Source organism: Halorubellus sp. JP-L1 (assembly GCF_011440375.1).
Lineage (GTDB): Archaea > Halobacteriota > Halobacteria > Halobacteriales > Natrialbaceae > Halorubellus.
Genome location: NZ_JAAOIR010000001.1, coordinates 393,749 through 417,839 on the forward strand (window position 1 = coordinate 393,749; position 24,091 = coordinate 417,839).

Genomic DNA, 24,091 nt, shown 5'->3' on the forward strand with positions numbered 1-24,091 from the left:
CACTCGCTACAACCCGAGTATCTCGCGGGCCTGGTCGGGCGTCGCGACGGGCCGACCGAGGGTCTCGGCGACGTCGACGACGCGCTGGACGAGTTGCGCGTTGCTCTCGGCGAGTTCGCCGCGTCGATAGTAGACGTTGTCCTCCAGGCCGACGCGGACGTGTCCGCCCAGCAGGATCCCGAGTGTCGCGAAGGGGAGTTGGTGGCGGCCGAAGCCGAGCGTGTTGAACGTCGCGCCCTCCGGGAGGTTCCTGATCGCGTGCAGGAGGTTCTCCGGCCGCGGTGGGGTGAGCGTGCCGCCGCCGAAGATCAGCGTCGCGTACGGCGGATCCGCGACGTCGGCGCGCTCGAGGAGGCCGTGGACCTCGTTCAGGTGGCCGTCGTTGAAGACCTCGAGTTCGGGCTTGACGCCGCGTTCCCGCATCTCCGCGAGCAGGGAGTCGACGAGCGCGCGCGTGTTCTCGCTCGTCAGGTGATCGTAGCGGTTCAGCGGCCCCATGTCGAGACTCGCCATCTCCGGCGGCGGATCCGTCCGCAGGGGCTGATGGCGGACGTCGTCGGGCGCTGCGGTGCCTCCCGTGGAGTGCTGGATCACGACGTCGTCCGCGTGCTCGCGGATCGCGTCGTCGACCGCCTGGAAGCGCTCCGTCGCGAACGACCGCTCGCCGTTCGGCTCGCGAGCGTGCACGTGCACGACCGCCGCTCCCGCCGCCTCGGCAGCCGCGGCAGCGCGCCCGATCTCGTCGGGCGACTCCGGGAGGTTCGGGTTCGCCTCCTTCCCGTGCACGCCCCCCGTGAGCGCGGCCGTCACGATCACCGGCTCGCCAGCGAGGTAGTCGTCGTACGTCATGCGTCCTCGTCTGCGTCGACGGTCGGCTCCTCCGCGCCACCAGCCGCCTTTCCAGCAGTCGCTTCGTCGGCGTGCTCGCGGTAGATCTCGCAGTCCCGGTCGTGCTGGAGGTCGTAGCGGTCGTTGCAGATGTCGGCGCGCATCGGCTGCACGAACGCCGAGGCTGCGGTGCAGTACGCGCGAGCGACGTCGAACGACCGGTCGCCCGACGCGGACCGGTACTCGAGGAATGGGCACGTCATACGGGTTCGTTGGGTCGCTGGCCCGTAACCGTTTGCGGGCATCCGCGCCACCAGGTTCCGGCGTCGTCGCCAGAGGACTGCGTCGACGCCAGGTGACGTCGGTGTCACTCGGTGGCGTCGGCGTCCGCACCACGCCTAAGCGACCGCGGCCCCTACCCGTGGGTGTGACTCCCGATACGAGTGGTCTCCATCACGTCACGGCGATCGCGAGCGACCCGACGGCGAACGCCGCGTTCTACGTCGACACGCTCGGCCTCCGATTCGTGAAGCGAACCGTGAACCACGACGACCCCGGCACGTACCACTTCTACTTCGGCGACGGCGAGGGGACGCCGGGGACGAACCTCACGTTCTTCCCGTGGGGCGAGGACGGCCGCGACGGCGAGTTCGGCGCCGGTCAGACCCAGACGGTCGCGTACCTGATTCCCGACGACAGCGTCCAGTACTGGACCGAACGGCTCGCCGACGCGGACGTGGCCGTCGAGCGCGCCGAGCGCTTCGGCGCGACCGTCCTCGGGTTCGACGACCCGGACGGCATCCGCATCGAACTCGTCGCCGACCCGGACGCGGAAGGGACCGGAACGCCGTGGGCGGACGGACCCGTTCCGGTCGAGCACCAGCTCCGCGGATTCTACGGCGTGACGCTCGCCGTCGCCGACGTCGACGCGACCGCGCGCGTCCTCGAGGGCGTTCTCGGGTACGAGCACGAGGCGACCGCCCCAGATTCGGCGGGCACGGACTCCCGCGGCGAGGGCGCCACCTCGACGAGCGCGGACCGCCACCGGTACCGGAGCGCAGCCGGCGGGCCGGCGTCGATCGTCGACCTCGTCGAGACGGACCGCTCGCGCGGCCGGATGGGTGCCGGGACCGTCCACCACGTCGCGTTCGCGGCCGAGAGCGTCGACGAACAGGAGGCGTACCGCGAGGCGTACGCCGACATCGGACTGAACGCGACCGAGCCGATCGACCGCGAGTACTTCCACGCGATCTACTGTCGGGAACCCGGCGGCGTCCTCTTCGAGATCGCGACGACCGGCCCGGGGTTCGCGGTCGACGAGTCCGTCGACGAACTCGGGAGTCGGCTGACGCTCCCGGACCGACTCGAGGACCAGCGCGAGCGCATCGAGTCCCAGCTTCCCGCGTTCGAGCTCCCGGAGAGCCATGACTGAGCGCGCGGCCGCAGGGAGGTCGTTCCGGTTCGACTACCGGCCGGGCGTGCTCCGCTTCGGCGAGGACTCGGTCGCGGACCTCGCGCCGGAACTGGACTCGCTCGACGTCGAGCGCGCGCTCGTCGTCACCGGACGGACCGTCGGCGACACGCCCGCGGTGATCGACCCCGTGACGGCGGGGCTCGGCGACCGGCTGGCTGGCGTGTTCGCGGAGACGACGCCGGCGAAGCGACTCGCGACCGCGTACGACGTCGTCGACGCGATGGCCGAGCACGACGCGGACGGCCTCGTCGCCCTCGGCGGCGGCAGTAGCCTCGACGTCGCGTCGGTCGCGAGCGTCCTCGCCGCGACCGAGCGCGACCGCGACGGCGTCAGCGACGAGTTCGCGGAGTCAGGGACGATTGCGGTCCCGGAGGCGGACCTCCCGGCGCTCGCGGTGGTGCCGACGACGCTCGCGGGCGCGGAGCTCTCGCAGGTCGCCGGCATCACCGCCAGTCCCGAGAGCGGACTCGTCGAGACCAAGACTGGTGGCGGCATCGGCCATCCCGCGCTGATGCCGGACGCGGTGTTCCACGACCCCGCGCTCGTCGCGACCACACCACGACCGATTCTCGCCGCGTCCGCGATGAACGGCTTCGACAAGGCCCTCGAGTCGACGTACGCGCGGAACGCGACCCCGATCACGGACGCGACCGCGACGCGCTCGCTCGCCGTCCTCCAGGACGCCCTCCCAGCGCTCGGCAGCGACCCCGTCACGCCCGCGGACGTCGAACCCGTCCTCGAAGGCATCCTCCTCGCACAGTACGGGATCTCGCGGCCCGACGGCACCACGCTCTCGCTCGTCCACGCTTTCGGGCACGCACTCACCCGGACGTACGACGTCCAGCAGGGCGCCGCCCACGCCATCATCGCTCCCCACGCCATCGCGTACCTCCTCGAAGAAGTCGACGCCGGACGCGAACTATTGGTGGAGGCGTTCGACGTAGAGGACTCGGCGGACGACGACGCCATCGTCCACGCCGTCGAACAAATCCGGGACGCACTCGGATTGGCTTCCAGACTCCGCGACGTCGACGGCCCCGATCGAAGCGAATTCGACACCGTCGCTCAGCACGTCCTCGGCGACTCGTTCATGGAGAATGCGCCCAACGGCCTTGACGCAACCCAGGACGAAATCGTTCAGTTGCTCAATGCAGCGTACTGACCCTGATTACACCCCGTCACCACGACTACGCCCTCTTCCCGACCAGTTCGGCATCTGCGAATTCTACGTGATCGACCCCTACCGTAGCAGCGGCCTCGCTATCCAGTAATTCGACAGCACCTAGACGCAAGACTGCGACGTCGACTACGGCGAGTTCAAACTCAACATTAACTTCGGCGGCCTCCAAGTTGTCTGGGCAGGAATGACCGACGAGCAGTGATCGGAGTTCCTCGCGAACCCCATTCTCGCGCTCGAAGCGAGGGACATCTTGGTGTTTTTGGTCATCGACGATGGCTACCGGCTCGCACCCCAGTGTGGGAAGTGCCTTTGATGGGTAATTGGGAGGGGCCTAGTAGGAGTCTTCCATAGGATCGGAAGGAAAGTCCCTTTCAGTTGCCTTTGAGGAGTTTTCCATCTCTTTCTTATCTGTTTTTCGAATATCGTTATGGATGGTGAAACGTGGCAAATTCTCGCTTATCTCTTCGGGGAAACCTCTGTAGAGAAATCTAAATCCGACCAACATAGAGAAGTTGAAAATATAAGCACCACCAGCGACCATAATACCGGACATTAGTCCAATGAACGCTGCCAGCCACATGGATTCAATCCGAAAATTCACCAGTTGTTCGAAGGGGATGAGTCCCAATTCCCAAGCCAAAAGAAGGGAACCCCCTCCAATCGCGATTGCTTGTAGACCTCCGGCTATAATATCTGCAGCAACGTATACAAAGTCTGGGTCGTCTGTGATTTGGACCGTCCGGTCCGGGAATTTTCTGGTTGACCAAACCCTTCCGATGCCGACACCGAGAATCGTAAACACAAACTGTAGTAGGAAAATCAGGGTGTCGGAATAGGCAACGACTATCGCGCAGATTGAGACTACTAATCCCCAAAATGCGACGTAGAATACAATTAGACTGCTTCGTTTATGCTGAGAATTAATGAGATAGTCAAATGGCTGTCTATGGCTCGATTCCGGAGGAATGCTTCGTTGCACAGCAATTGAAGTGAGCACAAATATTATCAGAGAAGATACTATTCCAAGCCGTCGCCACTGGCTGTTTACATCCAATTGAGTGAAGTAGACCGATATTGCACCAAATACACCCAATATCGTGAAAAGGCTTGAAGAGCGGTCAAAAAAACCCGAAAGTTCAGATTCAGACACATATACTGTGCTATTTGCCAGTCCACTTAATCGTTAGCTGTCAAAATCATATAGGCCGTAATTGATGAAGGACCGAATGCTTTGACAGTCCTCATCAAGACTAACAAGTGAATTGCTCGCAGGACGTGATGACTAAATTTGGATCAAGCTTGGGTAGTTAACGATGTGAGCCGCAGAAAGTGGGGCCGGAGGGATGTTGAACCCCCGGATCGCTGCGCTCGCCTCCGTACCGTAGACCGGCTCCTTCTGGTGGATTGACGCGGTCGTGCGACCAACGCGGTCGGTTATCGGTCGTCGGCTGTATCAGTCAAACATAACACCACAATGTCAGATCCTAACCTCTCTGAAAATCCAGCCGTGAATTATAGCCCTCGACAAGCACGACGCCAGTTCCTCGAATCCAAGAAGGGCGTAGTCAAGGACTCAACCGTTCGTGCATACCGATTTCCCACGAAACACTTCATCGAGTTCTGCGAGGAACACGAGATCGAAACAACTGGAGACATATCCGGGTACGTCATCGAGAGCTGGAAGCAACAGCGCCGGAGCGAGAACATCAAGATCGTCACTCTCCATAACAACGTGAAGCACCTCCGCGTCTTCGTTCGCTGGTGCGAATCCGCCGATTTGGTCGAGCAGGGGTTGGCCGACAAAATGACCGTCCCAAACCTCTCAAACGAACAGGCGCGGAGTGACGACACCCTCCGGCTTGATCACGCCGAGGACGTACTCCGGTATCTGAAGACCTACGAGTACGGCAGTCGGAATCACGCTCTATTCCACACGTTGTGGCATACGGGCTGTCGTATTAGCGGCGCGCTCGCTCTGGACAAGAACGACTTCGTACAAACGCGGGACAAGTCGATCCTCCAGTTCCGAAATCGGAAGTCAGCGGGAACGGCGTTGAAGAACGCAAACTCGGGTGAGCGAGACGTGACAATCTCCGAGTCGGTGCGAAAGACGCTGGTGGACTACATCGAGGGGAAACGGGAAAACGTCGAAGACGAGTACGGCCGCGACCCACTGTTCACGACGATCAATAGCCGAGTGCCTCGCCAACGCGCCTACAAAACGCTCGTGCCGGTCACCCGTCCATGCGTTCCGACGAACGGCTGTCCTCACGACCGAGTGATCAACGACTGTGACGCCGCCCAGTCCGTCGATCAGGCACCGAGCTGTCCATCGTCCGTCTCCCTTCACCCCATCCGTCGCGGTTCGATAACCTACCACATTAACCGGGGCTGGCCGAAGGAAAAGTTGAGTGAGCGTGTCGATGTGTCTGTGCCCGTCTTGGACAAGCACTACGACGCCCGAACGAAGGAGCAAGAGCGAGAAGGTCGGAAGGAATACATCGACTTGTTATAGCAAAATAAAACGCGAATCGCTCAATACAGCCTGCGTATCTATCACTCGGATAGGGAATTAATACCGATGAATATCGAGGTCAATCCTTGGAGTACCAATAGATAACCGATACCCCACGTAATCATCGAAATCCGTCCTGCCTGACCCACCTCAGGTGCCGCGATATACATAATGATGCCAGCTAAGACCGCTCCGATACCGAGGACTGGTACTCCATAAACCAGTATCTTGGCGATAAGGTCATCTAATGCCATAGTTCCTGTAATCTCAGCGATTCTATAAAGGTATCTCCGAAACAGGAGTGAGCAGTACCTCGCCTGTATCGACCAGAACGTCCCAACACATCGAGCGGGCAGGGGTCGCCGTCCTACTCGTCGAAGTCTTTCCTCCCCTCGATGAAACACTCCGCGCAGGGGAAGTCGTCGTGGAGGTCGTCGCAGTCACAGTTGTCGTGTTCAACTTCATCGAGGCGGCATGAGTCTTGACTGTCTCATCGGGCACAGTACCCCCGTCAGCTCGGAGTCAGTCCTGCAGGGTGCTCGTATTGGCCCTCTCACTGTCAACGGTCACTGTCGGGTAGTCAACAGCGGTATGGAGTACGACCGTCCCGACGAATGTCGCAAGTGCGCCGAAACAACGATGGAAGTACGAACCAGGCGCGCGTGGAATATCGACGCAACCTCCTCGACCGGATGGGAGAGTCGGGTCACTGCTGGAAGAAGAAACGCTTCGAGCAAAGGGAACTGTGAACTCGATGTTGTGTGACACATGTTCCGTACTCCATCGCGTTCGTCTTCTACACCTCTCTTTATTTCTGCACATCCGAATCGAACCATCCGATACGTAGACATGCGAATGGAACGATTCGATCGGTCATATTCCAGAGTCTTCGCTCATTCGGAAGGTTCGAGGACGACCCCCGATTCCCACGGATCGGGGTCGAGTGTGTCACGTTCGTTGGCAGCCCCGGTTTTCTCTGCACGGGCAATCAGCGAGTCGTCCACGTAGTACGTCACAACGGTCGTTGGAGAGTCACCGGTGACGAGGTCGTCGCCGGATTCATAAGTCTCATTGTATGTGTACTGGCACCGACCGAGGCCAGCGCGTTCATCGGTTTCGAGTGTGACCGTCCAGTCGAAGTAGCAGGATTGGGCGATGAGTCCGCTTCCCCACCTGGCAAGCAAGGTGTTGCGACGGTAGGCACGTTCATGGGATTCGACGAATGTCTGGAGCGACTGATCATCGTACGACGTAGGCTTCGTCGGATAGTCGAGTGAATGCACTGTGTCTTCGGTCGCGCCCGGCGGTTGCTCAGCGGGGGGTCGTGATTCCGTCGGTAACTCATCACGCGATGGTGGATTCCGGTTATTGAGGACAGTATCCGTTGGAAACGAAGGGATTACACAGCCAGAAAAAAGCGGTACACCCGCGACAAGAGAGAGTAGTCTTCGACGATGCATTACTCGCCTTGAAGGTTGTTACCGGTAAGTGCTTTGTCTGTACTGAGCGATTCGTAGGTCACCTGTACCTACCAGAACGTCTCACCGCATCGAGGCAGGTTCTCACCAGCTAACTCGGAGTGAAACATCTGCTCAGTAGGTCTGCGTATTGGTTGGGACCGCAGCCACATTAGTCAGTTGAACGATAGTTATAAGGGAGAACAAGAGCGACTGCGAATCTGCAGAAAATACTTTACAATCTACTTTCAATATTTCCCATGAGAAAATCTCGTCGCTCGTTTATCCTTTCCGTGGGGATGGCAATGCCGATAATAGGTGGGTGCACAACGGGATTTTCTCCCGATACTCCGCCGAGTCACACCGTGAACGACCCGCCAGGTTGGTTACATGAGGAGAGGGAGTGTGAATCTGGCTACTTGCTTGCGGTGCTCGAATTGGCCGACCCCGTTGAATCTGTGGACTCGAATTCTGCAGTAGTAAAGTTCACCGAACTTGACCAGGAGGTCAAGGCAATTGTCCGCTATAGTCTCGTACATGAGAGTGCTGCAACGTGTACGAATGCAAAATTCTTCGCACAGTTGCTCGGTACTATCGTCGATAAGGGACTGGAGCCATACAGGGAGAAGACCGGAGAGAACCCGGACTCTATTTACATCAAAAGCCAGGACTATTACTATCGGATAAGTTCGCTCAGAGTCCGAGACCAAGTCCTTCCGTGAAGAATGTTGCAAGCCCAACTCCGATGGACGAGTCGTCCCTGGGACCTATCGTTGCCAGATTACCCCACTGTATCTATCAGAACGTCCCACCCATTGAGCAAGCGACTGTCGCCGTCCTACTCTGCGAGGTCTTGCCGACCGTCCATGAAGCACTCTGTCACGGGAGGTCGTCGATAGGGAGTTCGTCCGTAGTCAAGACCAGCCCATCGAGCCGTTTGAGCCTTTATGAAGTCACGATTGCAGAGTATCTTTGCGAAACCCACGCAGAGTCAGCCAACGCTGAGAAACGCCGAAGAACCACGCCGGATTGTCACCGCGAACAGTACGTCCCAGTGCCACTCCTCGTTTTCGCGCGAGTATGCACTTCCGCGGCCAACTGGAGACGCCTGACCGGACCCCCATTTATACCCTATCACTCTATTCTTACTGTAGAATGGAGGTCCTCCTGACGTGGGATCTATAGTCTGTAATAAGATTGCGTACTTTAGTACATCGAGCGTGCGAGATAGGGCCCGCGCAGGCCGACCAGGAACTTGCGAGCTACTTTCTCTTATCTACCAGAACATCTGAACGCATCGATCGGGAACGACTCCACCCCTCAAGATGCAGCAATTACTGCCGATAGCGTGTATCGAGAAGACCGCTATACGGCGTGGGGGTTGTACCCCTTACCCACTCAGATCGACGGTGAAACCAGTAGTTCAGAGCGGTATATCAACATCGGGCCACTGCCGTCTGGTGGTTTTGGAGTTTGGGAGTAAGGGTATGGGGCCGGAGGGATTTGAACCCCCGATCGACTGATATCTCCGGTGTGTGCGCCTCGGAACTCCAGAGGGTCGTCGTCGCGACGCGATGATCAGTCGGTCGCTCGGTATATCAGCTGGAGTTTCGTCCCGGGCGCGTGGCCTCTGGAGTCAGTCGCCATGCCTGGCTTGGCCACAGCCCCTTGCGCTCTCTGGTTAGCCGGTTTCCAGTAAAGGGGTTTCGATTCGGGTTACGAGCGGTCGGCGTCGCGCCAGTCGCACTCCTGGCACTTGTAGCCGGTGACGAGTTCGGTGACGCTCGGCATGTACGTGACTTTGACGACGTTCTCGCCGCAGTCCGGGCAGTCGCGGTCAGCGTCCTCGATGGATTCGGCTTCCATGACGTCGCCGTCTTCGACGATCTCGGCGAGTTTCTTGGCGGTGACCATGCGGCCCTGGACGACGCGGTTGGCTGGCATACTGGGTGGTGGTGGGGCGTGGAAGGTAAGGGTTCTCGTCTCGACGCCGTCGACGCTCGAATCTGTGGCGTCGAGGGTATTCCTGGCTCAGAGCCAGGGTTCGCGGTCGACGTCGAGCGGGGAGTCGTCTTCGTCGTCTCCACTGGTCTCGGCGGCCTCGTCGGCGTGGTCCGCTTCGTGCTCGCCGGCTTCGCGTTCGGCCACGTCGTCGAGCGGTTCGTCGACGGCCGGTTCGTCGAGCGATTCGTCGGTCGGTGGGTCGTGGACGGCGTCGCCGAGCGCGTCGGGCTCGCGGTTGCCGCCGTCGGTGGCGGCGACGACGTCGTCGGTCGCGGCGACAGCGTGCTCGTCGGGAACGCCGGATCCGGCGTCGGGTTCGAACGCGAACAGCGCGGTGACGGCGATGACGAGCAGCGGCGCGGAGCCGACGGGGAGCTGCAGGATGGACAGCGCGAGCAGGCCGAGGGCGACGGCGCTCCCGAACCGGAAGCGGTCGATAGCCATCCGCGCGCGGAGGTGCGGCGCGAGGAGCGCGGTGAGGAGCGCGAACGCGGTCCCGGCGATGGCGCTGCCGGCGGCGAGCCAGATCAGTTCGGTGTTCGCGACGGGCTCGAGCGTCGGGTTCGAGAGGTCGAGGCTCGCGATGAGGCCCGCGCCGACGATGACGCCGGGGCGGGGGAGGTACTCGCCGATGCGAGCGCTCGCGGTCTTCGCGGCGATGGCGACGATGACGAGCGCCGCGAACCGCTCGAAGACGTGGAGCGTGAGGACGCTCGCGAGCGTCGGCGCGATCGCTGCTTCGAGCGCGGCGCCGGCGGTCAGGACGCCGCCGACGAGGAGGATGGTGCGGACGCGTTCCATGCGGGTACCGTCCATCTCGGCGAGGACGACCGCGACGGTCGCGCTCCCGCCGAAGACGAGGAGGCCGACCTGGACGACGCCGATCGGGATGGCGCCGACGACGGGGAACGGGCCGGCGGTCTCCTCGAGTGCGCCGGCGAGGACGAGCGCGGGGAAGATGCCGTCCAGCAGCGGGAGCGCCATGACGGTGGCGAGGAGTTTCGCGTCGCCACCGACGGCGTTCTCCAGGCGGAGTGCGATGGGGTGCCTGGACGTGCTCATCGATGTTCGTACGGGGCGTCACCCATGCCCGAGCGGGTGGATTGCGAGCGAGTGACGGCGGCGTCGGCGGTGAGTGCTCGCGGGAATCCGAACGGGAGGGCTTTGGCTACGAGCTGCATCGGGATTGTAAACTGGGCAGTCGAGTCGTTCGACAGTTGCCCGGCGATGCCCGATGCGGCGAAGTTCGTAGCCAGCATACACGACACACAATGGGGTGCTGGCATTAAGCGTTGTGTGAGGCATGCCCGCAAACTCCAACGAGACGTTTGGAGGCTTTATATACCTTGGCTTGGGTGCGTATCCCATTCACGTTTTCTTCCGTAGAATCATTAGCAGAACCGGGTTCTGCGGGGGTGGGGAGGCGACCGCGAAGTCGATCGCGGACGCGACGCGGGTCGCGCGCACTCGACGGCGCGGCCAGTTCTATCCGCGACCATCTGACAGGCCCGTGGGACTTCGTTCCATGGGGGCTCGCGTCTCGCAAACCTTTAGTTCGGGCCGACCGGACGGTTTACATGGCGAACGACGTTCCCGACGGCGGCACATTCTCGGAGAAACTGCGCGTACCAGAGGCCTTGACGTTCGACGACGTCCTCCTTCGACCCAAGGAGAGTCGCGTCGAACCCGACGAGGCGGACCTGACGTCGAAGGTCTCGAAGAACGTCCAGCTGCCGGTCCCCGTGCTCTCGGCGGCGATGGACACGGTGACGGAGGCGGACCTCGCTATCGCGATGGCGCGTCACGGCGGCCTGGGCGTCGTCCACCGGAACCTCGACGTCGAGGAGATGGCACGGCACGTCGAGAGGGTAAAGCGCGCGGACGAACTCATCATCCGCGACGTCGTCACGGCACGCCCCGAGCAGACCGTGCAGGAGGTCGACGAGATGATGGCTCGCGAGGGCGTGAACGGCGCGCCCGTCGTGAACGACGACGACGAAGTCCTGGGCATCATCTCCGGGACGGACATCCGGCCGTACCTCGAAGTCGGCGAGCAGGACGAGGTCGCCGAAGCGATGACCGAGGAAGTCGTCACAGCTAGCGAGGACACGAGTGCGCGCGAAGCACTCGAGTTGATGTACGAGCACAAAATTGAGCGCGTCCCCATCGTCGACGGGGACGAGCGTCTCGTCGGGCTGCTGACAATGCAGGGCATCCTCCAGCGTCGCGAGTACGACAACGCGGCGCGCGACGACGAGGGTCGTCTCCGCGTCGGCGCGGCCGTCGGGCCGTTCGAGACCGAGCGCGCGCAGGCCGTCGACGATGCAGACGTCGACGTGATCTTCATCGATTGCGCGCACGCGCACAACCTGAACGTCGTCGACGGCGCGCGCGACATCAAGGCCTCCGTGGACGCGGACGTCGTCGTCGGGAACGTCGGGACGCGCGAGGCGGCCGAGGACCTCGTCGGGTTCGCGGACGGCCTGAAGGTCGGCATCGGCCCGGGTTCGATCTGTACGACGCGCGTCGTCTCGGGGGCGGGGATGCCCCAGATCACGGCGGTCGCCCAGGTCGCGGACGTCGCGAGCGAGCACGACGTGCCCGTGATCGCTGACGGCGGCATCCGGTACTCCGGCGATGCGATCAAGGCGATCGCGGCGGGCGCGGACGCGGTCATGCTCGGGTCGTACTTCGCGGGGACGCTCGAGGCCCCGGGTCGGGTCGTGAAGATGAACGGGAAGAAGTACAAACAGTACCGCGGGATGGGGAGCGTCGGCGCGATGCAGTCCGGCGACGACGAGAACCGCTATCTCAAGGAGGAGCCCGAGCAGGAGGAGGACTACGTCCCCGAGGGCGTGGAGGCGGCGACGCCGTACAAGGGCCCGCTCCGGGACGAACTCCACCAGCTCGCCGGCGGCATGCAGTCCGGGATGGGGTACGTCGGCGCGGAGACGATCCCGGCGTTCAAGGAACGCTCGGAGTTCGTTCGCGTGTCCTCGGCCGGTCAGGCGGAGAGTCACGCACACGACGTCGTAATCACGGACGAGGCGCCGAACTACAGTCCCGACGGCGACTGATTCGTCTCACCCGTCGACGAGGCTCGACCGAAGCCGGTCGTCCTCGTCGCGGCTCCTCGACTATCTGATCCGACGACTCCTACGCCCACGCCATGAGTGGGTGGAGATAACAATTAACACACTTCCGGTCGTAATGCGAGCGTAGCATGAGCGTCATCGACTCCATCAAGCGAGCTCTCGGGGGGAGTACCGCCGACGAACCCGACCGCACGGTCCAGTACCGCTGTGACTTCTGTGACAGCGATCTCGAGGCCGCCTACAGCTTCTGTCCGGAGTGCGGGAGCGAACGCATCAGCGAAATCGCTTGATTCGGACACCCGACCGCGTCCCCAGTTCGGCCTCGACCAGTTGGTCGTTCACCGCTCGTCGTCCAGGCAGTAGTGACAGAACGAGAGGTCGGCGTCCACGTCGCGCTCGCACGACGAACACCGAACGACTCCCTCTCGAGTGCGTCGACGAACGGCGATCCACGCGTCAACTGCACCGAACACGCGCGCGCCGACGGCGAACGCGCCGAGACCCAGCATGACGAGTTCGGTCGTCCCACTCCCCAGTAGGAGGCCAGTACCGCCGGTTATGGTCGCGCCGAGGACGGCGTCCGACGCGACTGCGACGAACACGCCGAGCGTCCCGGCCGCCCAGACCGCTCCGCGACTCCACCGCCCTAGGTAGAAGTGTCCTAGTCCCGGTGCCAGGAGCGACAGTAGCGTCGCCGTCGCAACGAGTCGTCGATCACCGATTCCGCCCGCGAACCCATCGTCAGTCATCACCGCCGACTCCGGACGCATCGAACCTCAACCTTTCGTTACTGGGGCCGAGCGACCCGAAATCGTGGGTTTCAGGAAACCAACCGAGGCCAAGTGGTCACCACAGGCGGCCCGGGGGAGCGAGCAAGGAGACGACTGCTGTGGATGCCGGGGGCCGTCAGCGCGCCGTCGGCTCCTCAGCCCGTCGCTCGCCGGTGCGACCCTGCACCCACGCGCCGACGAGCCCACCCATCGCACCGGGAATGGCGGCGGCGGCGACGAAGAACAATCCGAACACGACGATGCCGACGCTCGCGAGCGGATTCACGAACAGCCCGACGAGCGCGAGCAACGCGACCGTCAGGATCGCACCGAGCGCCGTCGACAACCCCCCGTTGAGCGCACCGTTCCCGTAGTCAGCACCCGTCAAGTAGCCCGCCACCGCCCCACCGACGACGCCACTGAACCCCGCGCCGACGACCGGCAGCGACGCGTCCGTGAACGGAAGCGCAGCCCCACCGACCGCGCCGACGACGATCGTCGTGACGATACCAGCCAGAACGGCCATCCAATCGATACGCATACCAGAGACGCGACTCCGAACGCAAAAAGTCGTATTTGACGAGTCGATTCCGGTAGCCGACGGATTGCCGGGGTAACGTCCACGTACCCGCCACGCAGCCAGTTCCGCCCGCCCCTGGGCTCACGCTACGCTCGCGGGCTGGGTCGCACCAGGAGAAGCGGGCCGGAAGGGAATTGAACCACGGTCGCAGCAAGCTGCTCCCTGATTCAATTCCCTCCTGGCGTCGACCGCGACGCAGACGACTCGCTCCGCTCGTCGTGTTGCGTCGCGGTAGAACGGGCCGGAAGGGAATTGAACCCCTGACCGTCTGATTAAGAGTCAGACGCTCTGCCTAACTGAGCTACCGGCCCCGAATGCACTCGGTGATTGCGGTGTGTCGTTAAAAAGGGTTTTCATTCCGTGGGCGTGCGTGCTCGCGTCGCACGGTCGCCGGTGGGCGAAAACCGCCCTCGTTCGGTGGACGTCTCGCGTCCGAGAGGGTTAAGTGACGGCGGAGACAGGTGAGGGATACATGAGTACCGGGGTCACGATCTCCTCGATGTCGAAGTACGCGATCCTGGGGTGTGGGAGCGTCGGGCACGCGGTGGCCGAGGAGCTCGTCGAACAGGGGAAGGACGTCCTCATCGTCGACAAGGACGAGGGACGCGTCGAGGCATTGCGCGACCAGGACTTGAACGCGCAGGTCGCGGACATCAGCGACGAGCACGTCGCCGAGGAGGTCAGCGACCAGGACGTCGTCCTCATCATGTCCTCGGACGTGGAGGCGAACAAGCGCGCGGTCGAGCACATCCGCCAGCGGAACGAGGAGCAGTTCCTCGTCGTGCGCGCGAGCGACCCCGTGAGCGGCGACGAACTGACCGAGCTCGGCGCGGACGTCGTCATCAATCCCTCCGCCGTCATCGCGGACGCCGCGATGCGGAGCCTCGAGTCCGGGGAACTCGAGTTCAAGGCAGGGAAGCTCGGCGACGTGCTGTCGGCGACGAACGACCGCGTCGCGATCCTGACACACGATAGCCCGGACCCGGACGCGATCGCGAGCGCCGCAGCGCTGCAGGCGATCGCCGCGACGCTCGACGTGGACGCCGACATCTGTTATCTCGGCGACATCGGCCACCAGGAGAACCGGGCGTTCGTGAACCTGCTCGGGATCGAACTCCTGAACTGGGCCGACGTCGAGGACCACGACGAGTACGACACGATCGCGCTCGTCGACCACGCGAAGTCCGGCAACATGGTCGACCTGAACGTCGACGTTCTCATCGATCACTACGAGCCGGAGGAGGAGTACGACGCCGAATTCGTCGACATCCGGCCGGCGATGAGTTCCACGTCGACGATCATGACGAAGTACATCCAGGAGTTCGACATGAACGTCGACGAAGCGGTCGCGACCGCACTCCTCTACGGCATCCGAGAGGAGACCCTGGACTTCAAGCGCGACACGACGCCCGCGGACCTCACCGCGGCGGCGTACCTCTACCCGTTCGCGAACCACGACCTCCTCGAGCAAGTGGAGTCCCCGAGCATGAGTCCGGAGACCCTGGACGTGCTCGCGGAAGCGATCCAGTCCCGCGAGGTTCAGGGCAGCCACCTGGTGTCGAACGCCGGGTTCGTCCGCGACCGCGATGCGCTCGCCCAGGCCGCCCAGCACCTCCTGAACCTGGAGGGGATCACGACGACGGCGGTGTTCGGGATCGGCGAGGACCGCATCTATCTCGCCGCTAGATCGAAGGACATCCGGATGAACATCGGGAAGATGCTCGGCGACGCGTACGGAGACATCGGCGAGGCCGCCGGGCACTCGACGCAGGCGAGTGCGGAGATCCCGCTCGGTATCTTCACGGGGATCGAGACGAACGACGACAACCGCGACACGCTCCTACAGTTGACCGAGGAGGCCGTGAAGCGGAAGTTGTTCGAGGCAATGGGCGTGGAGAGCGGCGAGTCCAGCAACGGGTCGTAGCGTCGACTCGACTGGTCCTACAACCGAGAATCAGGCGACGGCTTCTTCTTCTTCCTCGGCGCCGCGGTACCGTTCGACGATGTCGTTGATGAGGACGACGTCGCCGACGGCGCGAACCCACCGGTAGGGGACGATGATGCCGCGGGTGCCGTCCATCGCGTTCCCGAAGATGTCCGTGTTGAGTCCCGAGAGTGCGAGCCCGGTGACGGTCTCGCGTTCGATGTCGAGTCTGACGTCCTCGATTTCGCCGACGTAGACGCCGTTGTTCGAGTACACCTCCCGTCCGACGACGGACGTGATCTCCTGTGGGGTCGTATCCATACGTCGTCACTCGGGGTGGCGGGTCTTATATGTTGGTCGTCGAGACCCGGACGCGTCCGCGGATACCGGTCTGGGTGGCGGGTTCGGTCAGTCGAGGTCGTCGAGGACGAGCGCGAAGGCGTCGAGCGCGGCAGTTGCGTGCTCGGTGGGGCGGCCGAGGCTGACGCGGACGGCGTCGGGCCGGTCGAAGAAGCGGCCGGGGACGACGAGGACGTCGTCCTCGAGTGCGCGCTCGGCGAGTTCGTCGCCGTCGACGTCGTCGTGGGTGAGAAGGGCGTACGTCGCGCCGTCGTGGACGTGCCCGGAGAGCGCGGGTCGGTCGTGGACGAACGACGCGAGGTGGTCGTGGTTGTGACGGATGCGCTCGCGGCGGTCGGCGGCGAGGTCGTCGTGCGCGGCGAGTGCGCGCTTCGCGAGCGCAACGCTGGGTTCGGCGACGCTCGGCAGGTGCTGCTGGACGCGTTCGGTGCCGGCGACGAACTCGTGGTCGGCGACGAGCCAGCCGATGCGGAGTCCGCCGAACCCGAGGAACTTCGTGAGCGACCCGGTGACGACGACGCCGTCGGTACCGGCGACGCTCGGGCCGCCGAGCGGGCCGTCGGTTGCCGTGGTGGTGAACGACGCGTACACTTCGTCGACGAGCAGCGGGACGTCGGCGTCGCGGGCGACGTCGACGGTCGCATCGAGCGAGTCGCGGTCGGCGCGACGCCCGGTCGGGTTGTGGCGGTCCGTGATCGCGACGAGTGCCGTCCGCTCGGTGACGGCGGCCTCGACGCGCGTGGGGTCGAGGATGCCCTGGGGCCGCATGAAGCGGTCGACGCGCGCGCCGAATCCGCGAGGCGTACCGGTCAGGGGCTCGTAGCCGGGTTTCTCGACGAGCACGCGCTGCGACGAATCGTCGCCGCCTCCGTCGTGGTCCGTGACGCGAGGACGGCCCTCGGCGGCGACGGCGAACGCGAGTGCGTTCGCGTTGGTCGCGCCCGCTGTGACGAGCACGTTCTCGGGCGCGACGTCGTAGGCGTCGGCGACGAGCGCGTCCAGGTCGGTGTCCGCGGGCGGGTCAGGGACGGCGGCGAGTCGGTCGGGGACCGGTCCCGGCGAGGGAGTCTGGGGGCGGAGGTCGCTCGACGCGAGGTCGTGAGCGACCGCGTCCGGCCGTCCCTCGATCCAGGACAGGTACGATAGCTGCTCGAACACACCCCGAGCGTGCGCAGGCCTCGGTAAAGAACCCGAGGGGCTCGGGACGCGGTCCCGATATGCCGCCGTCGAGCCCCGCGACATATGTTCGCACAGCACCCCGCCCGTACTTAAAGGGCCGTCAGACACAAGTGCGTCGACCGGTCGTCGATGCGCGACCCGCCCCGTAGGATTAAGACTCTGTGCCCGAAATGAATAGGTGCCGGGTGCCTCTGACATGCCGGCAGTCGACGTCGGGCTTTGCCCGAGCCCGACGTCGGGCGGGATATCCCGCTTTTTGGTGACGTCTATCCTCGAGCGACAGTTCAGTCACGACTCGACGGGTCCGGGGATTCCGACTCGACGAACGGACCGCAGAAGTACGATTCCGCGACGACGTCCCGGCGAGACTCCTGACCAGGGCTCGGTCGGCTACAGGTCCTCGAGTGCGCCGACGGGATTCACGAATCCGCTCCCGTGATACTCTTTCCCGCCGGGTGCGTCGGACGCGGTCTGCTTCAGGCGGCTCTCGACCTGGTTCGCGTTCAGGTCCGGGGCCTTCGACTTCACGAGCGCGGCGGCGCCAGCGACCTGCGGTGCCGCCATCGACGTGCCCGCGACCCACGAATAGTCGTAGGCTGCGCCGAGATACTCGCCGTCGTCAGCAAACTGTGGAACCGCAATCGCGTTCAGGACGAGGTCGTAGTGCCAGCCCGGCACCTCGTTCGCTTGGGCGTCGGGGTCGTAGTCGCCGCCGGGCGCGGAGACGGTGACGGCGTTCGTCCCGTAGTTCGTGTAGTTCGCAGGAGAATTCGGTTCCTCCTCCAGTCCCTCGTCGCCCCAACCGAACCCGACGGGGCCAGTCGCGGACACGCCGACCGCTTGCGCACCCTCGTTGGGGAGGCTGATGACGTTCTTGTCGTGCTGGAGGTCCGCCGCGTCGTTCCCCGTGGAGATCGTGAGGAGCGTTCCCTGGCTGTTCGCGTACGTCATCACCTTGTTCACGACCTTGCCGTAGAACGAGCCCTCCCCCTGGCGCGGGACCGGGTACGCGCCGATCGAGAGGTTCGCGACGTCACAGCCGATTTCGGCGCTGTACGCGACGGCGGCGAGGATGCTCGCAAACGAGGCGCTCGAGCTCGGCGAGAACACGCGGCAGTCGACGATTTCCGCCCCCGGCGCGGTGCCGACGACGCCTGTCTCGTTCCGGTCGTTCGCGGCGACGATACCGGCGACGTGCGTTCCGTGGTAACCGCCGGCCGGATTCGCGGCGCCGAGCCCGTCGCCGGTGAAGTTCTGCGAGAGGTCCTCGTTCACCGCGTGCTCGAGGTCGGGGTGGCCGGCACCGACCCCACTGTCGATGATGGCGACGCGAGCGCCTTCGCCGCGAGTTTTCTCATGAGCTGTGGGGACGTCCTGGACCTGTTTGTCCCACTGGAATCCGTACAGCGGTTCGTCCGTCGCGGACGCGGCGTCCACGTCCGCGTCGACGCGCTCGACGGCGCCGTCGAAGGACACCTCGACGTCGGGTGCGTACTTGCCTTCCGTTCGCTCGACGTCGCTCTCGGCGCCCTCGACGACGAAGTAGCCGGCATCGGAGAGGTCGAACACGACGTCCAGCCCAGCGGCTTCGACGTCGCTCGCGCTCCGGTTCTTCGCCTCGAGGAAGAACCGGCTCGTCGATTCGGCGGCGGTGACGGTCGACCCCACGGCGATTCCTCCGAGTAGTGCCCCACCGACCTTCATCACGTCACGTCTGGACCTGTCTACCATGCCTCGTAGTACCGAACTTCTTCCTATAATATTTTCCGGTATATGACGAGTTGTTCCAAGATGCCGTCGAATCGCTGAAGAACAAGGACCGTTCGATCAACAGTTTGCGACGCTTCCGCGCCAGTGCAGCGAACGGTCCTCACCATCGTTGACGGTACGTGATTTTCACATATCTTCGTTCATTTAAATACGGTGCGTCGTCGCGACCGCGTTCGAGCGGGACGCTAGCCGGAGAGACGCCGAGACGAACGCGCGGTTCCGGAGGTCGTCCCGGTCAGAAGCCGTCGGTCCGGCGGTCGAGTTCAGCGTCGAAGCTCGCGGCGAGCGACGCGTGCGTGTCGTCCGTGACGGCGTCGCGGACGAGCGCGTACGCACCGGTCGCGTTCCGGCGGCGGACGGTCGTCGCGACGGAGTCGAGGAAGTTCTGGACGCTCGAGCGCTCTGCGTACATCAGGAGGACGTTCACGTTGTCGAACACCACCCATCCCACGTCGGGTTTGACGTGGTTCGTGCCGCGCTCGAAGCGCTCGTAGATGCCCGAGAGGTCGTTCGGGTGGACGACGGACGTCGTCCAGAGCGGGCCGTCGTAGTCCACGGGCGACCCGGAGACGGGGACGACTCCGACCGTGTTCGGGTCGCCGCCGCGTTCGCGGACGATTTGCTCGACTTTCTTCGGGGAGCGCGTCGTCGAGACGACGAGCAGGTTCTCGAACGCCGACTGTGGAAGGAGCGAGAGCGGGGACCGGAGCGACGGCGTGAGGACGAGCGCCTGCGTCCCGACGGGCACGTCGAGGAACGCCTCGGGCTCGCGCTGGTCGGGGTCGCTAGTCGTCGGCATCGTCGAACCCTCCAGTGTGCTCGGTCTGCGTGCTCTCGAAGGCGTCGTCGCTCGTGTCGATGAACTGCCGTGCGAAGTGGTAGATGCCGATGGTCGCTGACACCGACGCGCCGAGGTTGACGATGCTCACGACGGCGACCGGGGAGTCGAGCCCGGGCGCCAGGACGTCGTGCTCGAGGAGGAGTCCGAAGGCGTTCGCGATCGTCAACAGGAGGAAGCCGACGGCGAGCCCGACGAACCCCTCGGTGTACGCGACGTTCCGGGCGTACGCGACGACGGGGTAGACGAGGAGGAGGCTCGCGGCGAGCAACGCCGCGATCTGGATCGCGCCGAGAACCTGGTAGGGGTTCGATGCGAGGAGGTCGACGATACCCATCAGAGGTCCCTCCGCTCGGTGAGGAGCATCGTCGCCTGGAACGCCGAAATCACGGCAGCGAGGACGCCGACGGAGAAGACGACCGCGTAGACGGCGCTCGCGGACGGCACCTCGAACAGGTAGAACGACGCCCACGGCATGTTCACGACGATCATGCACGCAAAAACGACCGGGAGTGGTTTCAGGACGCGATTGATCGGTGCGCCGCGGAACCCGCGGACGGCGACGATCGAGAGGACGATCGCGACCACCTGGACGACGATGTTCAGGAGCGAGAGGAACTGGACGAGTATCCAGTAGGAGTCGGCGAACGCCATCACTACTGCCCACCTCCGTCCGTCGTCGCTGTCACTGGCGGTACGACAACCTCGGGGTGGAAAACGCTTTGGGCGTGGAGAATTTATCAGCGGGCCGATCGATTCTTCGGGCGACGCGAGCAGCTCTCGGACGAAGACCGCGCCGGTGTCGACGCGGGCGACTCTCAGTGGAAGATCGCGTCGGTGTCGACGTGTGCAGTGACGAGTTCCTGGACGCGGTCGACGGTGCGTTCGTCGCGCGCTCGCCCGGAGCGGACGACGGCGTCGGCGCGTTCGACCGTGGTGAGCGTGTCCGACTGGACACTCATGACGGGGACGCCCTTCTCGGCTGCTTTCCCGAGCACGGCGCCGGACGGTCGGTGACCGCCGGTGAGGATGAGGCACTTCACGCCGGGAGCCTCCAGCGCGGCGGTGTGGATCTCGCTCCGGTCGCCGCCGGTGATCACCGCGGCGTCGCGCGTCCGCCGGAACTGTCGGAGTGCCTCGTCCGCGCTCATCGCGCCGACGCTGAACCGCTCGACGTAGCCGTCCGTCGGGACGTCGGTGAGGAGCGTCGCGCCAAGTTCGTCCGCGAGCTCACCGACAGTGATGCCAGCGAGCTCCTGCACGCGCGGGACGACGCCGTGGACGGGTACGTCTCGACCCTCGAGGAACGGGAGCACGTCCGTCTCGAGCTCGTCGTACGCCTGGTCGGGGACGGCGTTGAACACGACGCCTGCGAGCCGGTCGCCGAGCGACTCGGCGTACGCGAGCGTCTCGTCGACGTCCCACGGTTCCGCGTACTTCGCGACGACGAGCACGCGCGCGTCGACGATCTCCGCGACGTCTCGGTCCGTGAGCGAGACGACGCTCCCCGTCGCCGGCCCACCGCCGCCCTCGAGGACGACGAGGTCGCGGTCGGCGGCGATGCCCTCGTACGCCTCGCGAACGCGGTCGGCGACGTCGTCGCCGATCTCGCGGCCGCGGATCGCCTGCTGGACGAACGTCGGCGAGTACACGACGGGCTCGAGTTCGTGCATCTCCTCGTCGAGGTCGAGGAGTTCGCGCGCGAGCATGGGGTCGGCGTCGAGGGTCTTCCCGACGTTCGACTCCAGGCGCGTGCCCTTCGGTTTCATGTAGCCGACGGACGCGCCGTCCTCGCGAGCGAGGCGCGCGAGCGCGAGCGCGACGCCGGTCTTCCCGATGCTGTCCTCCGTGCCGGTGACGAGTAGCGAGTCGGTCATAGTTCCTCCAGGTCCGTGGTGAGTCGCAGGTCGACGGCGGTCGCGCCGTCGGGCGCGACGACGAGCGGGTTGACGTCCAGTTCGAGTATCGCGGGGAAGTCAGTCGCGAGCTGTGCGAGCCGTTGAATCGTCTCGACGACCGCGTCGACGTCGACGGGGTCGCGGCCGCGTGCGCCCCGCAAGAGCGGCGCGGACTGTATCTCCTCGGTCATCTCCCTGGCCTCTGTCTCGCCGACGGGTGCGACGCGGAGGCTCGTGTCCTCCATCACCTCGACGAAGATGCCGCCGAGGCCGAACAGGACGAGCGGCCCGAACTGGGGGTCGCGGTTCACGCCGACGATGGTCTCGACGGCGTCGTCGAGGTCGAGCAGTTCCTGGACCTGTACGCCCAGGACGTTCGCGTCCGGCTGGTAGTTCCGCGCTCGCGTCACGAGGTCCTCGTAGGCGTCGTGGACGTCCCCCTCGTCGACGCCGACCTTCACGCCGCCGATGTCGGACTTGTGCAGGATGTCCGGGCTGACGATCTTCATCGCGACCGGCCCCCCGATCTCGCGTGCGACGTCCTCGGCATCGTGCGGGCTCTTCGCGACCGCGCCGGTCGGCGTGTCGATGCCGTACGCGTCTAGGATCTCCATCGCCTCGATGCCGATGCGGTGCTCGCCGCGGTCCGCGGCCTCGGTGAGGATCTCGCGGACGCGCTCGCGGTCGACGTCGAAGTCCGCCGGGTCGTCGTACTCGCGCTCGCGGATGCGACGGTAGTCGCTGAGAGCGTCCAGGCCCGAGACCGCTCGTGCCGGGTCGAAGTAGTTCGGGATGCCGTGTTCGCTCATCGCATCCGCGGGCGCTTCGGAGCGCTCGCCGCCCATCAGGCACGCGACGACCGGGAGGTCGTGGCGGTCCTGCGCGGCGACGATCTCCTCGGCGAGGTCGCCGAACTCGAGGACGGCCGTCGGCGCGGACACGACGACGGCGCTCCCGACGTTCGGGTCGCCGAGCACGGCGTCGAGCGCCTCGCGGAACCGCTCGACGTCCGCGTCGCCGATGACGTCCACGGGATTGTACACGTTCGCGTTCTCCGGGAGCGAAGACGACAGCGTCTCGATGGTGTCGTCGGCGAACGACGCGAGGTCGAGGTCGGCGTCGCCGATGGCGTCGGTCGCGAGCACGCCCGGTCCGCCCGCGTTCGTGACGACGGCGACGCCGTCGGTGTCCGGGAGCGGCTGGTCGGAGAGGACGCGCGCCCAGTCGAACAGCTCCTCGACGCTGTCGGCGCGGAGGACGCCCGCCTGCTCGAGCCCGGCTTCGTAGGCGGCCTCGCTCCCCGCGATGGCGCCGGTGTGACTGGACGCGGCGTGCGCGCCCGCGTCCGTACGCCCGGACTTCACGAGCACCACGGGCGTGTCTTTCGTGACCTCGCGAGCGGTGTCGACGAACTCGCGGCCGCGCTTGATCGACTCGAGGTAGCCGATGACGACGTCGGTCTCCTCGTCGGCGCCCCAGTTGTCGACGAAGTCCGTCTCGTCGAGTACCGCCTTGTTGCCCAGGGAGACGACGTCCCGGAACCCGATCCCCTCGTCGTTCGCCCAGTCCAGGACGGCGGTGATGAACGCCCCGGACTGGCTCATGAACGAGACGTTCCCCGGGAGCGCCATCTCGGGGCCGAACGTCGCGTTCATGTCGACGCCGGTGTTCATCACGCCGAGACAGTTCGGGCCGACGAGGTCGAGGTCGTACTCCGCAGCCACCGCGGCGAGCTCTCGCTCCCGCGCCGCGCCCTCGCCACCGGCTTCGCCGAACCCGGCTGTGACCACGACGACGGCGTCCACGCCCGCCTCGCCCGCGTCCCGGACGACCGAGACGGCGACCTGCGGCGGGACGACGACCACCGCCATGTCAGTCGGTGGCGCGTCGACGAGCGCGTCGTAACACTCGTGCCCGAGCACGGACTCGCGGTTCGGGTTCACCGCGATCACGTCGCCGACGAACCCGTCGTCGAGGTTCTCGAGGATGGCGCGGCCGACCGAGCCCTCGCGGTCGGTCGCCCCGACCACCGCGACCCGCTCCGGCGCGAAGACGGCAGATAATCGTCCCATCGGTCGAATCGACGACCGTCGTTCTGATAAATGTGGGCGTCGGCGTCAGCAAACGGGAACGACCACGTCGACGGGGAGCGTCGGCGCCCCCACCGACCGACGGTCGTCCGCTCTGCCCGCCGACGTCGGACGGCCCAACGCGCCCCA

General features: G+C 64.7%; 24 protein-coding genes and 2 tRNA genes. 7 read left to right on the forward strand and 19 right to left on the reverse strand.

Annotated elements, in window-relative coordinates; genetic code table 11:
• Nucleotides 1-6 precede the first annotated feature (6 nt).
• Both G9C85_RS01955 and G9C85_RS01960 read right to left on the reverse strand, forming a co-directional pair.
• Nucleotides 7-849: a 3-keto-5-aminohexanoate cleavage protein gene (locus tag G9C85_RS01955; RefSeq protein WP_166036481.1), complete on the reverse strand. Its 843-nt coding sequence runs from the start codon at nucleotides 847-849 to the stop codon at nucleotides 7-9.
• On the reverse strand, nucleotides 846-1,091 hold the full coding sequence (locus G9C85_RS01960; RefSeq protein WP_166036482.1) for a hypothetical protein: 246 nt from the start codon (nucleotides 1,089-1,091) through the stop codon (nucleotides 846-848). Before G9C85_RS01960 ends, G9C85_RS01955 begins: the two co-directional genes overlap by 4 nt.
• A 164-nt stretch (nucleotides 1,092-1,255) precedes the next feature.
• Here G9C85_RS01960 and G9C85_RS01965 point away from each other — a divergent pair, with 164 nt between their 5' ends.
• Nucleotides 1,256-2,260 carry a ring-cleaving dioxygenase gene (locus tag G9C85_RS01965; protein WP_166036483.1) on the forward strand — a complete coding sequence of 335 codons (1,005 nt, stop codon included), beginning with the start codon at nucleotides 1,256-1,258 and terminating at the stop codon, nucleotides 2,258-2,260.
• Nucleotides 2,253-3,464, forward strand: coding sequence for an iron-containing alcohol dehydrogenase family protein (locus G9C85_RS01970; protein ID WP_166036484.1), 1,212 nt, complete (start codon nucleotides 2,253-2,255; stop codon nucleotides 3,462-3,464). Before G9C85_RS01965 ends, G9C85_RS01970 begins: the two co-directional genes overlap by 8 nt.
• Nucleotides 3,465-3,813: 349 nt before the next feature.
• Here G9C85_RS01970 and G9C85_RS01975 read toward each other — a convergent pair whose 3' ends face one another.
• Nucleotides 3,814-4,632: a hypothetical protein gene (locus tag G9C85_RS01975; RefSeq protein WP_166036485.1), complete on the reverse strand. Its 819-nt coding sequence runs from the start codon at nucleotides 4,630-4,632 to the stop codon at nucleotides 3,814-3,816.
• A 324-nt stretch (nucleotides 4,633-4,956) separates the two neighbouring features.
• Here G9C85_RS01975 and G9C85_RS01980 point away from each other — a divergent pair, with 324 nt between their 5' ends.
• Entirely contained in the window at nucleotides 4,957-5,997 is a 1,041-nt protein-coding gene (locus G9C85_RS01980; RefSeq protein ID WP_166036486.1) for a site-specific integrase, read from the forward strand.
• A gap of 893 nt (nucleotides 5,998-6,890) precedes the next feature.
• On the opposite strand, the gene G9C85_RS01985 is transcribed toward G9C85_RS01980, so the two are convergent.
• Nucleotides 6,891-7,280, reverse strand: a complete 390-nt coding sequence (locus G9C85_RS01985) for a hypothetical protein (protein ID WP_166036487.1) — start codon at nucleotides 7,278-7,280, stop codon at nucleotides 6,891-6,893.
• A 539-nt stretch (nucleotides 7,281-7,819) separates the two neighbouring features.
• On the opposite strand from G9C85_RS01985, the gene G9C85_RS01990 reads away from it, so the two are divergent.
• On the forward strand, nucleotides 7,820-8,176 hold the full coding sequence (locus tag G9C85_RS01990) for a hypothetical protein (protein WP_166036488.1): 357 nt from the start codon (nucleotides 7,820-7,822) through the stop codon (nucleotides 8,174-8,176).
• Nucleotides 8,177-8,942: 766 nt separating this feature from the next.
• Here the strand turns inward: G9C85_RS01990 and G9C85_RS01995 are convergent.
• The 4 genes from G9C85_RS01995 to G9C85_RS02010 form a co-directional block, all read right to left on the reverse strand.
• A tRNA-Trp gene (locus G9C85_RS01995) sits at nucleotides 8,943-9,122 on the reverse strand.
• A 48-nt stretch (nucleotides 9,123-9,170) separates the two neighbouring features.
• Nucleotides 9,171-9,398 carry a DUF5795 family protein gene (locus G9C85_RS02000; protein ID WP_166036489.1) on the reverse strand — a complete coding sequence of 76 codons (228 nt, stop codon included), beginning with the start codon at nucleotides 9,396-9,398 and terminating at the stop codon, nucleotides 9,171-9,173.
• 87 nt (nucleotides 9,399-9,485) lie between these two features.
• The gene (locus G9C85_RS02005; protein WP_166036490.1) at nucleotides 9,486-10,520 is read right to left on the reverse strand and encodes a DUF5794 domain-containing protein; all 1,035 of its coding nucleotides are present in this window, start codon (nucleotides 10,518-10,520) and stop codon (nucleotides 9,486-9,488) included.
• Nucleotides 10,517-10,717 carry a hypothetical protein gene (locus tag G9C85_RS02010; RefSeq protein WP_166036491.1) on the reverse strand — a complete coding sequence of 67 codons (201 nt, stop codon included), beginning with the start codon at nucleotides 10,715-10,717 and terminating at the stop codon, nucleotides 10,517-10,519. Before G9C85_RS02010 ends, G9C85_RS02005 begins: the two co-directional genes overlap by 4 nt.
• 318 nt (nucleotides 10,718-11,035) lie before the next feature.
• Between G9C85_RS02010 and guaB the strand changes: the two genes are divergently transcribed.
• Both guaB and G9C85_RS02020 read left to right on the forward strand, forming a co-directional pair.
• Nucleotides 11,036-12,535, forward strand: a complete 1,500-nt coding sequence (gene guaB / locus G9C85_RS02015; RefSeq protein ID WP_166036492.1) for an IMP dehydrogenase — start codon at nucleotides 11,036-11,038, stop codon at nucleotides 12,533-12,535.
• 146 nt (nucleotides 12,536-12,681) lie between these two features.
• Nucleotides 12,682-12,843: a hypothetical protein gene (locus G9C85_RS02020; RefSeq protein ID WP_166036493.1), complete on the forward strand. Its 162-nt coding sequence runs from the start codon at nucleotides 12,682-12,684 to the stop codon at nucleotides 12,841-12,843.
• A gap of 48 nt (nucleotides 12,844-12,891) precedes the next feature.
• Here the strand turns inward: G9C85_RS02020 and G9C85_RS02025 are convergent, their stop codons facing one another.
• From G9C85_RS02025 to G9C85_RS02035, 3 genes are all read right to left on the reverse strand, one after another.
• Nucleotides 12,892-13,302, reverse strand: a complete 411-nt coding sequence (locus tag G9C85_RS02025) for a zinc ribbon domain-containing protein (protein ID WP_166036494.1) — start codon at nucleotides 13,300-13,302, stop codon at nucleotides 12,892-12,894.
• Nucleotides 13,303-13,459: 157 nt separating this feature from the next.
• The gene (locus tag G9C85_RS02030; RefSeq protein WP_166036495.1) at nucleotides 13,460-13,864 is read right to left on the reverse strand and encodes a DUF5518 domain-containing protein; all 405 of its coding nucleotides are present in this window, start codon (nucleotides 13,862-13,864) and stop codon (nucleotides 13,460-13,462) included.
• Between the two features lie 276 nt (nucleotides 13,865-14,140).
• A tRNA-Lys gene (locus G9C85_RS02035) sits at nucleotides 14,141-14,214 on the reverse strand.
• A gap of 161 nt (nucleotides 14,215-14,375) precedes the next feature.
• On the opposite strand from G9C85_RS02035, the gene G9C85_RS02040 reads away from it, so the two are divergent.
• Nucleotides 14,376-15,827, forward strand: coding sequence for a DHH family phosphoesterase (locus tag G9C85_RS02040; RefSeq protein WP_166036496.1), 1,452 nt, complete (start codon nucleotides 14,376-14,378; stop codon nucleotides 15,825-15,827).
• Between the two features lie 30 nt (nucleotides 15,828-15,857).
• On the opposite strand, the gene G9C85_RS02045 is transcribed toward G9C85_RS02040, so the two are convergent.
• The 8 genes from G9C85_RS02045 to G9C85_RS02080 all read right to left on the reverse strand — a co-directional run bounded on the left by G9C85_RS02045 (nucleotide 15,858) and on the right by G9C85_RS02080 (nucleotide 23,944).
• Nucleotides 15,858-16,148 (reverse strand): PRC-barrel domain-containing protein, encoded by a 291-nt coding sequence (locus G9C85_RS02045; RefSeq protein ID WP_166036497.1) that lies wholly within the window; start codon nucleotides 16,146-16,148, stop codon nucleotides 15,858-15,860.
• A gap of 87 nt (nucleotides 16,149-16,235) precedes the next feature.
• Nucleotides 16,236-17,345 carry a pyridoxal phosphate-dependent aminotransferase gene (locus tag G9C85_RS02050; protein ID WP_166036498.1) on the reverse strand — a complete coding sequence of 370 codons (1,110 nt, stop codon included), beginning with the start codon at nucleotides 17,343-17,345 and terminating at the stop codon, nucleotides 16,236-16,238.
• Nucleotides 17,346-17,756: 411 nt separating this feature from the next.
• Nucleotides 17,757-19,097 carry a S8 family serine peptidase gene (locus G9C85_RS02055; RefSeq protein WP_166036499.1) on the reverse strand — a complete coding sequence of 447 codons (1,341 nt, stop codon included), beginning with the start codon at nucleotides 19,095-19,097 and terminating at the stop codon, nucleotides 17,757-17,759.
• A gap of 274 nt (nucleotides 19,098-19,371) precedes the next feature.
• Entirely contained in the window at nucleotides 19,372-19,935 is a 564-nt protein-coding gene (locus G9C85_RS02060; protein ID WP_166036500.1) for a hypothetical protein, read from the reverse strand.
• The gene (locus G9C85_RS02065) at nucleotides 19,922-20,311 is read right to left on the reverse strand and encodes a hypothetical protein (protein ID WP_166036501.1); all 390 of its coding nucleotides are present in this window, start codon (nucleotides 20,309-20,311) and stop codon (nucleotides 19,922-19,924) included. The genes G9C85_RS02060 and G9C85_RS02065 overlap by 14 nt, the downstream gene beginning before the upstream one ends.
• Nucleotides 20,311-20,631, reverse strand: coding sequence for a hypothetical protein (locus tag G9C85_RS02070; RefSeq protein WP_166036502.1), 321 nt, complete (start codon nucleotides 20,629-20,631; stop codon nucleotides 20,311-20,313). Before G9C85_RS02070 ends, G9C85_RS02065 begins: the two co-directional genes overlap by 1 nt.
• Nucleotides 20,632-20,792: 161 nt before the next feature.
• Nucleotides 20,793-21,851, reverse strand: a complete 1,059-nt coding sequence (locus G9C85_RS02075; RefSeq protein ID WP_166036503.1) for a phosphotransacetylase family protein — start codon at nucleotides 21,849-21,851, stop codon at nucleotides 20,793-20,795.
• Nucleotides 21,848-23,944, reverse strand: coding sequence for an acetate--CoA ligase family protein (locus tag G9C85_RS02080; RefSeq protein WP_166036504.1), 2,097 nt, complete (start codon nucleotides 23,942-23,944; stop codon nucleotides 21,848-21,850). The genes G9C85_RS02075 and G9C85_RS02080 overlap by 4 nt, the downstream gene beginning before the upstream one ends.
• Nucleotides 23,945-24,091 lie beyond the last annotated feature (147 nt).

Excerpts from the sequence above, each read along its gene's own strand:
- G9C85_RS02025 (WP_166036494.1), bottom strand. The coding sequence starts at position 13,302 with ATGACTGACGATGGGTTCGCGGGCGGAATCGGTGATCGACGACTCGTT.
- G9C85_RS01960 (WP_166036482.1), bottom strand. The coding sequence starts at position 1,091 with ATGACGTGCCCATTCCTCGAGTACCGGTCCGCGTCGGGCGACCGGTCG.
- G9C85_RS02045 (WP_166036497.1), bottom strand. The coding sequence starts at position 16,148 with ATGGATACGACCCCACAGGAGATCACGTCCGTCGTCGGACGGGAGGTG.
- G9C85_RS01970 (WP_166036484.1), top strand. The coding sequence starts at position 2,253 with ATGACTGAGCGCGCGGCCGCAGGGAGGTCGTTCCGGTTCGACTACCGG.
- G9C85_RS02065 (WP_166036501.1), bottom strand. The coding sequence starts at position 20,311 with ATGGGTATCGTCGACCTCCTCGCATCGAACCCCTACCAGGTTCTCGGC.
- G9C85_RS02030 (WP_166036495.1), bottom strand. The coding sequence starts at position 13,864 with ATGCGTATCGATTGGATGGCCGTTCTGGCTGGTATCGTCACGACGATC.
- G9C85_RS02060 (WP_166036500.1), bottom strand. The coding sequence starts at position 19,935 with ATGCCGACGACTAGCGACCCCGACCAGCGCGAGCCCGAGGCGTTCCTC.
- G9C85_RS02040 (WP_166036496.1), top strand. The coding sequence starts at position 14,376 with ATGAGTACCGGGGTCACGATCTCCTCGATGTCGAAGTACGCGATCCTG.
- G9C85_RS02075 (WP_166036503.1), bottom strand. The coding sequence starts at position 21,851 with ATGACCGACTCGCTACTCGTCACCGGCACGGAGGACAGCATCGGGAAG.
- G9C85_RS02005 (WP_166036490.1), bottom strand. The coding sequence starts at position 10,520 with ATGAGCACGTCCAGGCACCCCATCGCACTCCGCCTGGAGAACGCCGTC.
- G9C85_RS02010 (WP_166036491.1), bottom strand. The coding sequence starts at position 10,717 with ATGCTGGCTACGAACTTCGCCGCATCGGGCATCGCCGGGCAACTGTCG.
- G9C85_RS01980 (WP_166036486.1), top strand. The coding sequence starts at position 4,957 with ATGTCAGATCCTAACCTCTCTGAAAATCCAGCCGTGAATTATAGCCCT.
- guaB (WP_166036492.1), top strand. The coding sequence starts at position 11,036 with ATGGCGAACGACGTTCCCGACGGCGGCACATTCTCGGAGAAACTGCGC.
- G9C85_RS02020 (WP_166036493.1), top strand. The coding sequence starts at position 12,682 with ATGAGCGTCATCGACTCCATCAAGCGAGCTCTCGGGGGGAGTACCGCC.
- G9C85_RS02080 (WP_166036504.1), bottom strand. The coding sequence starts at position 23,944 with ATGGGACGATTATCTGCCGTCTTCGCGCCGGAGCGGGTCGCGGTGGTC.
- G9C85_RS02000 (WP_166036489.1), bottom strand. The coding sequence starts at position 9,398 with ATGCCAGCCAACCGCGTCGTCCAGGGCCGCATGGTCACCGCCAAGAAA.
- G9C85_RS01955 (WP_166036481.1), bottom strand. The coding sequence starts at position 849 with ATGACGTACGACGACTACCTCGCTGGCGAGCCGGTGATCGTGACGGCC.
- G9C85_RS02055 (WP_166036499.1), bottom strand. The coding sequence starts at position 19,097 with ATGGTAGACAGGTCCAGACGTGACGTGATGAAGGTCGGTGGGGCACTA.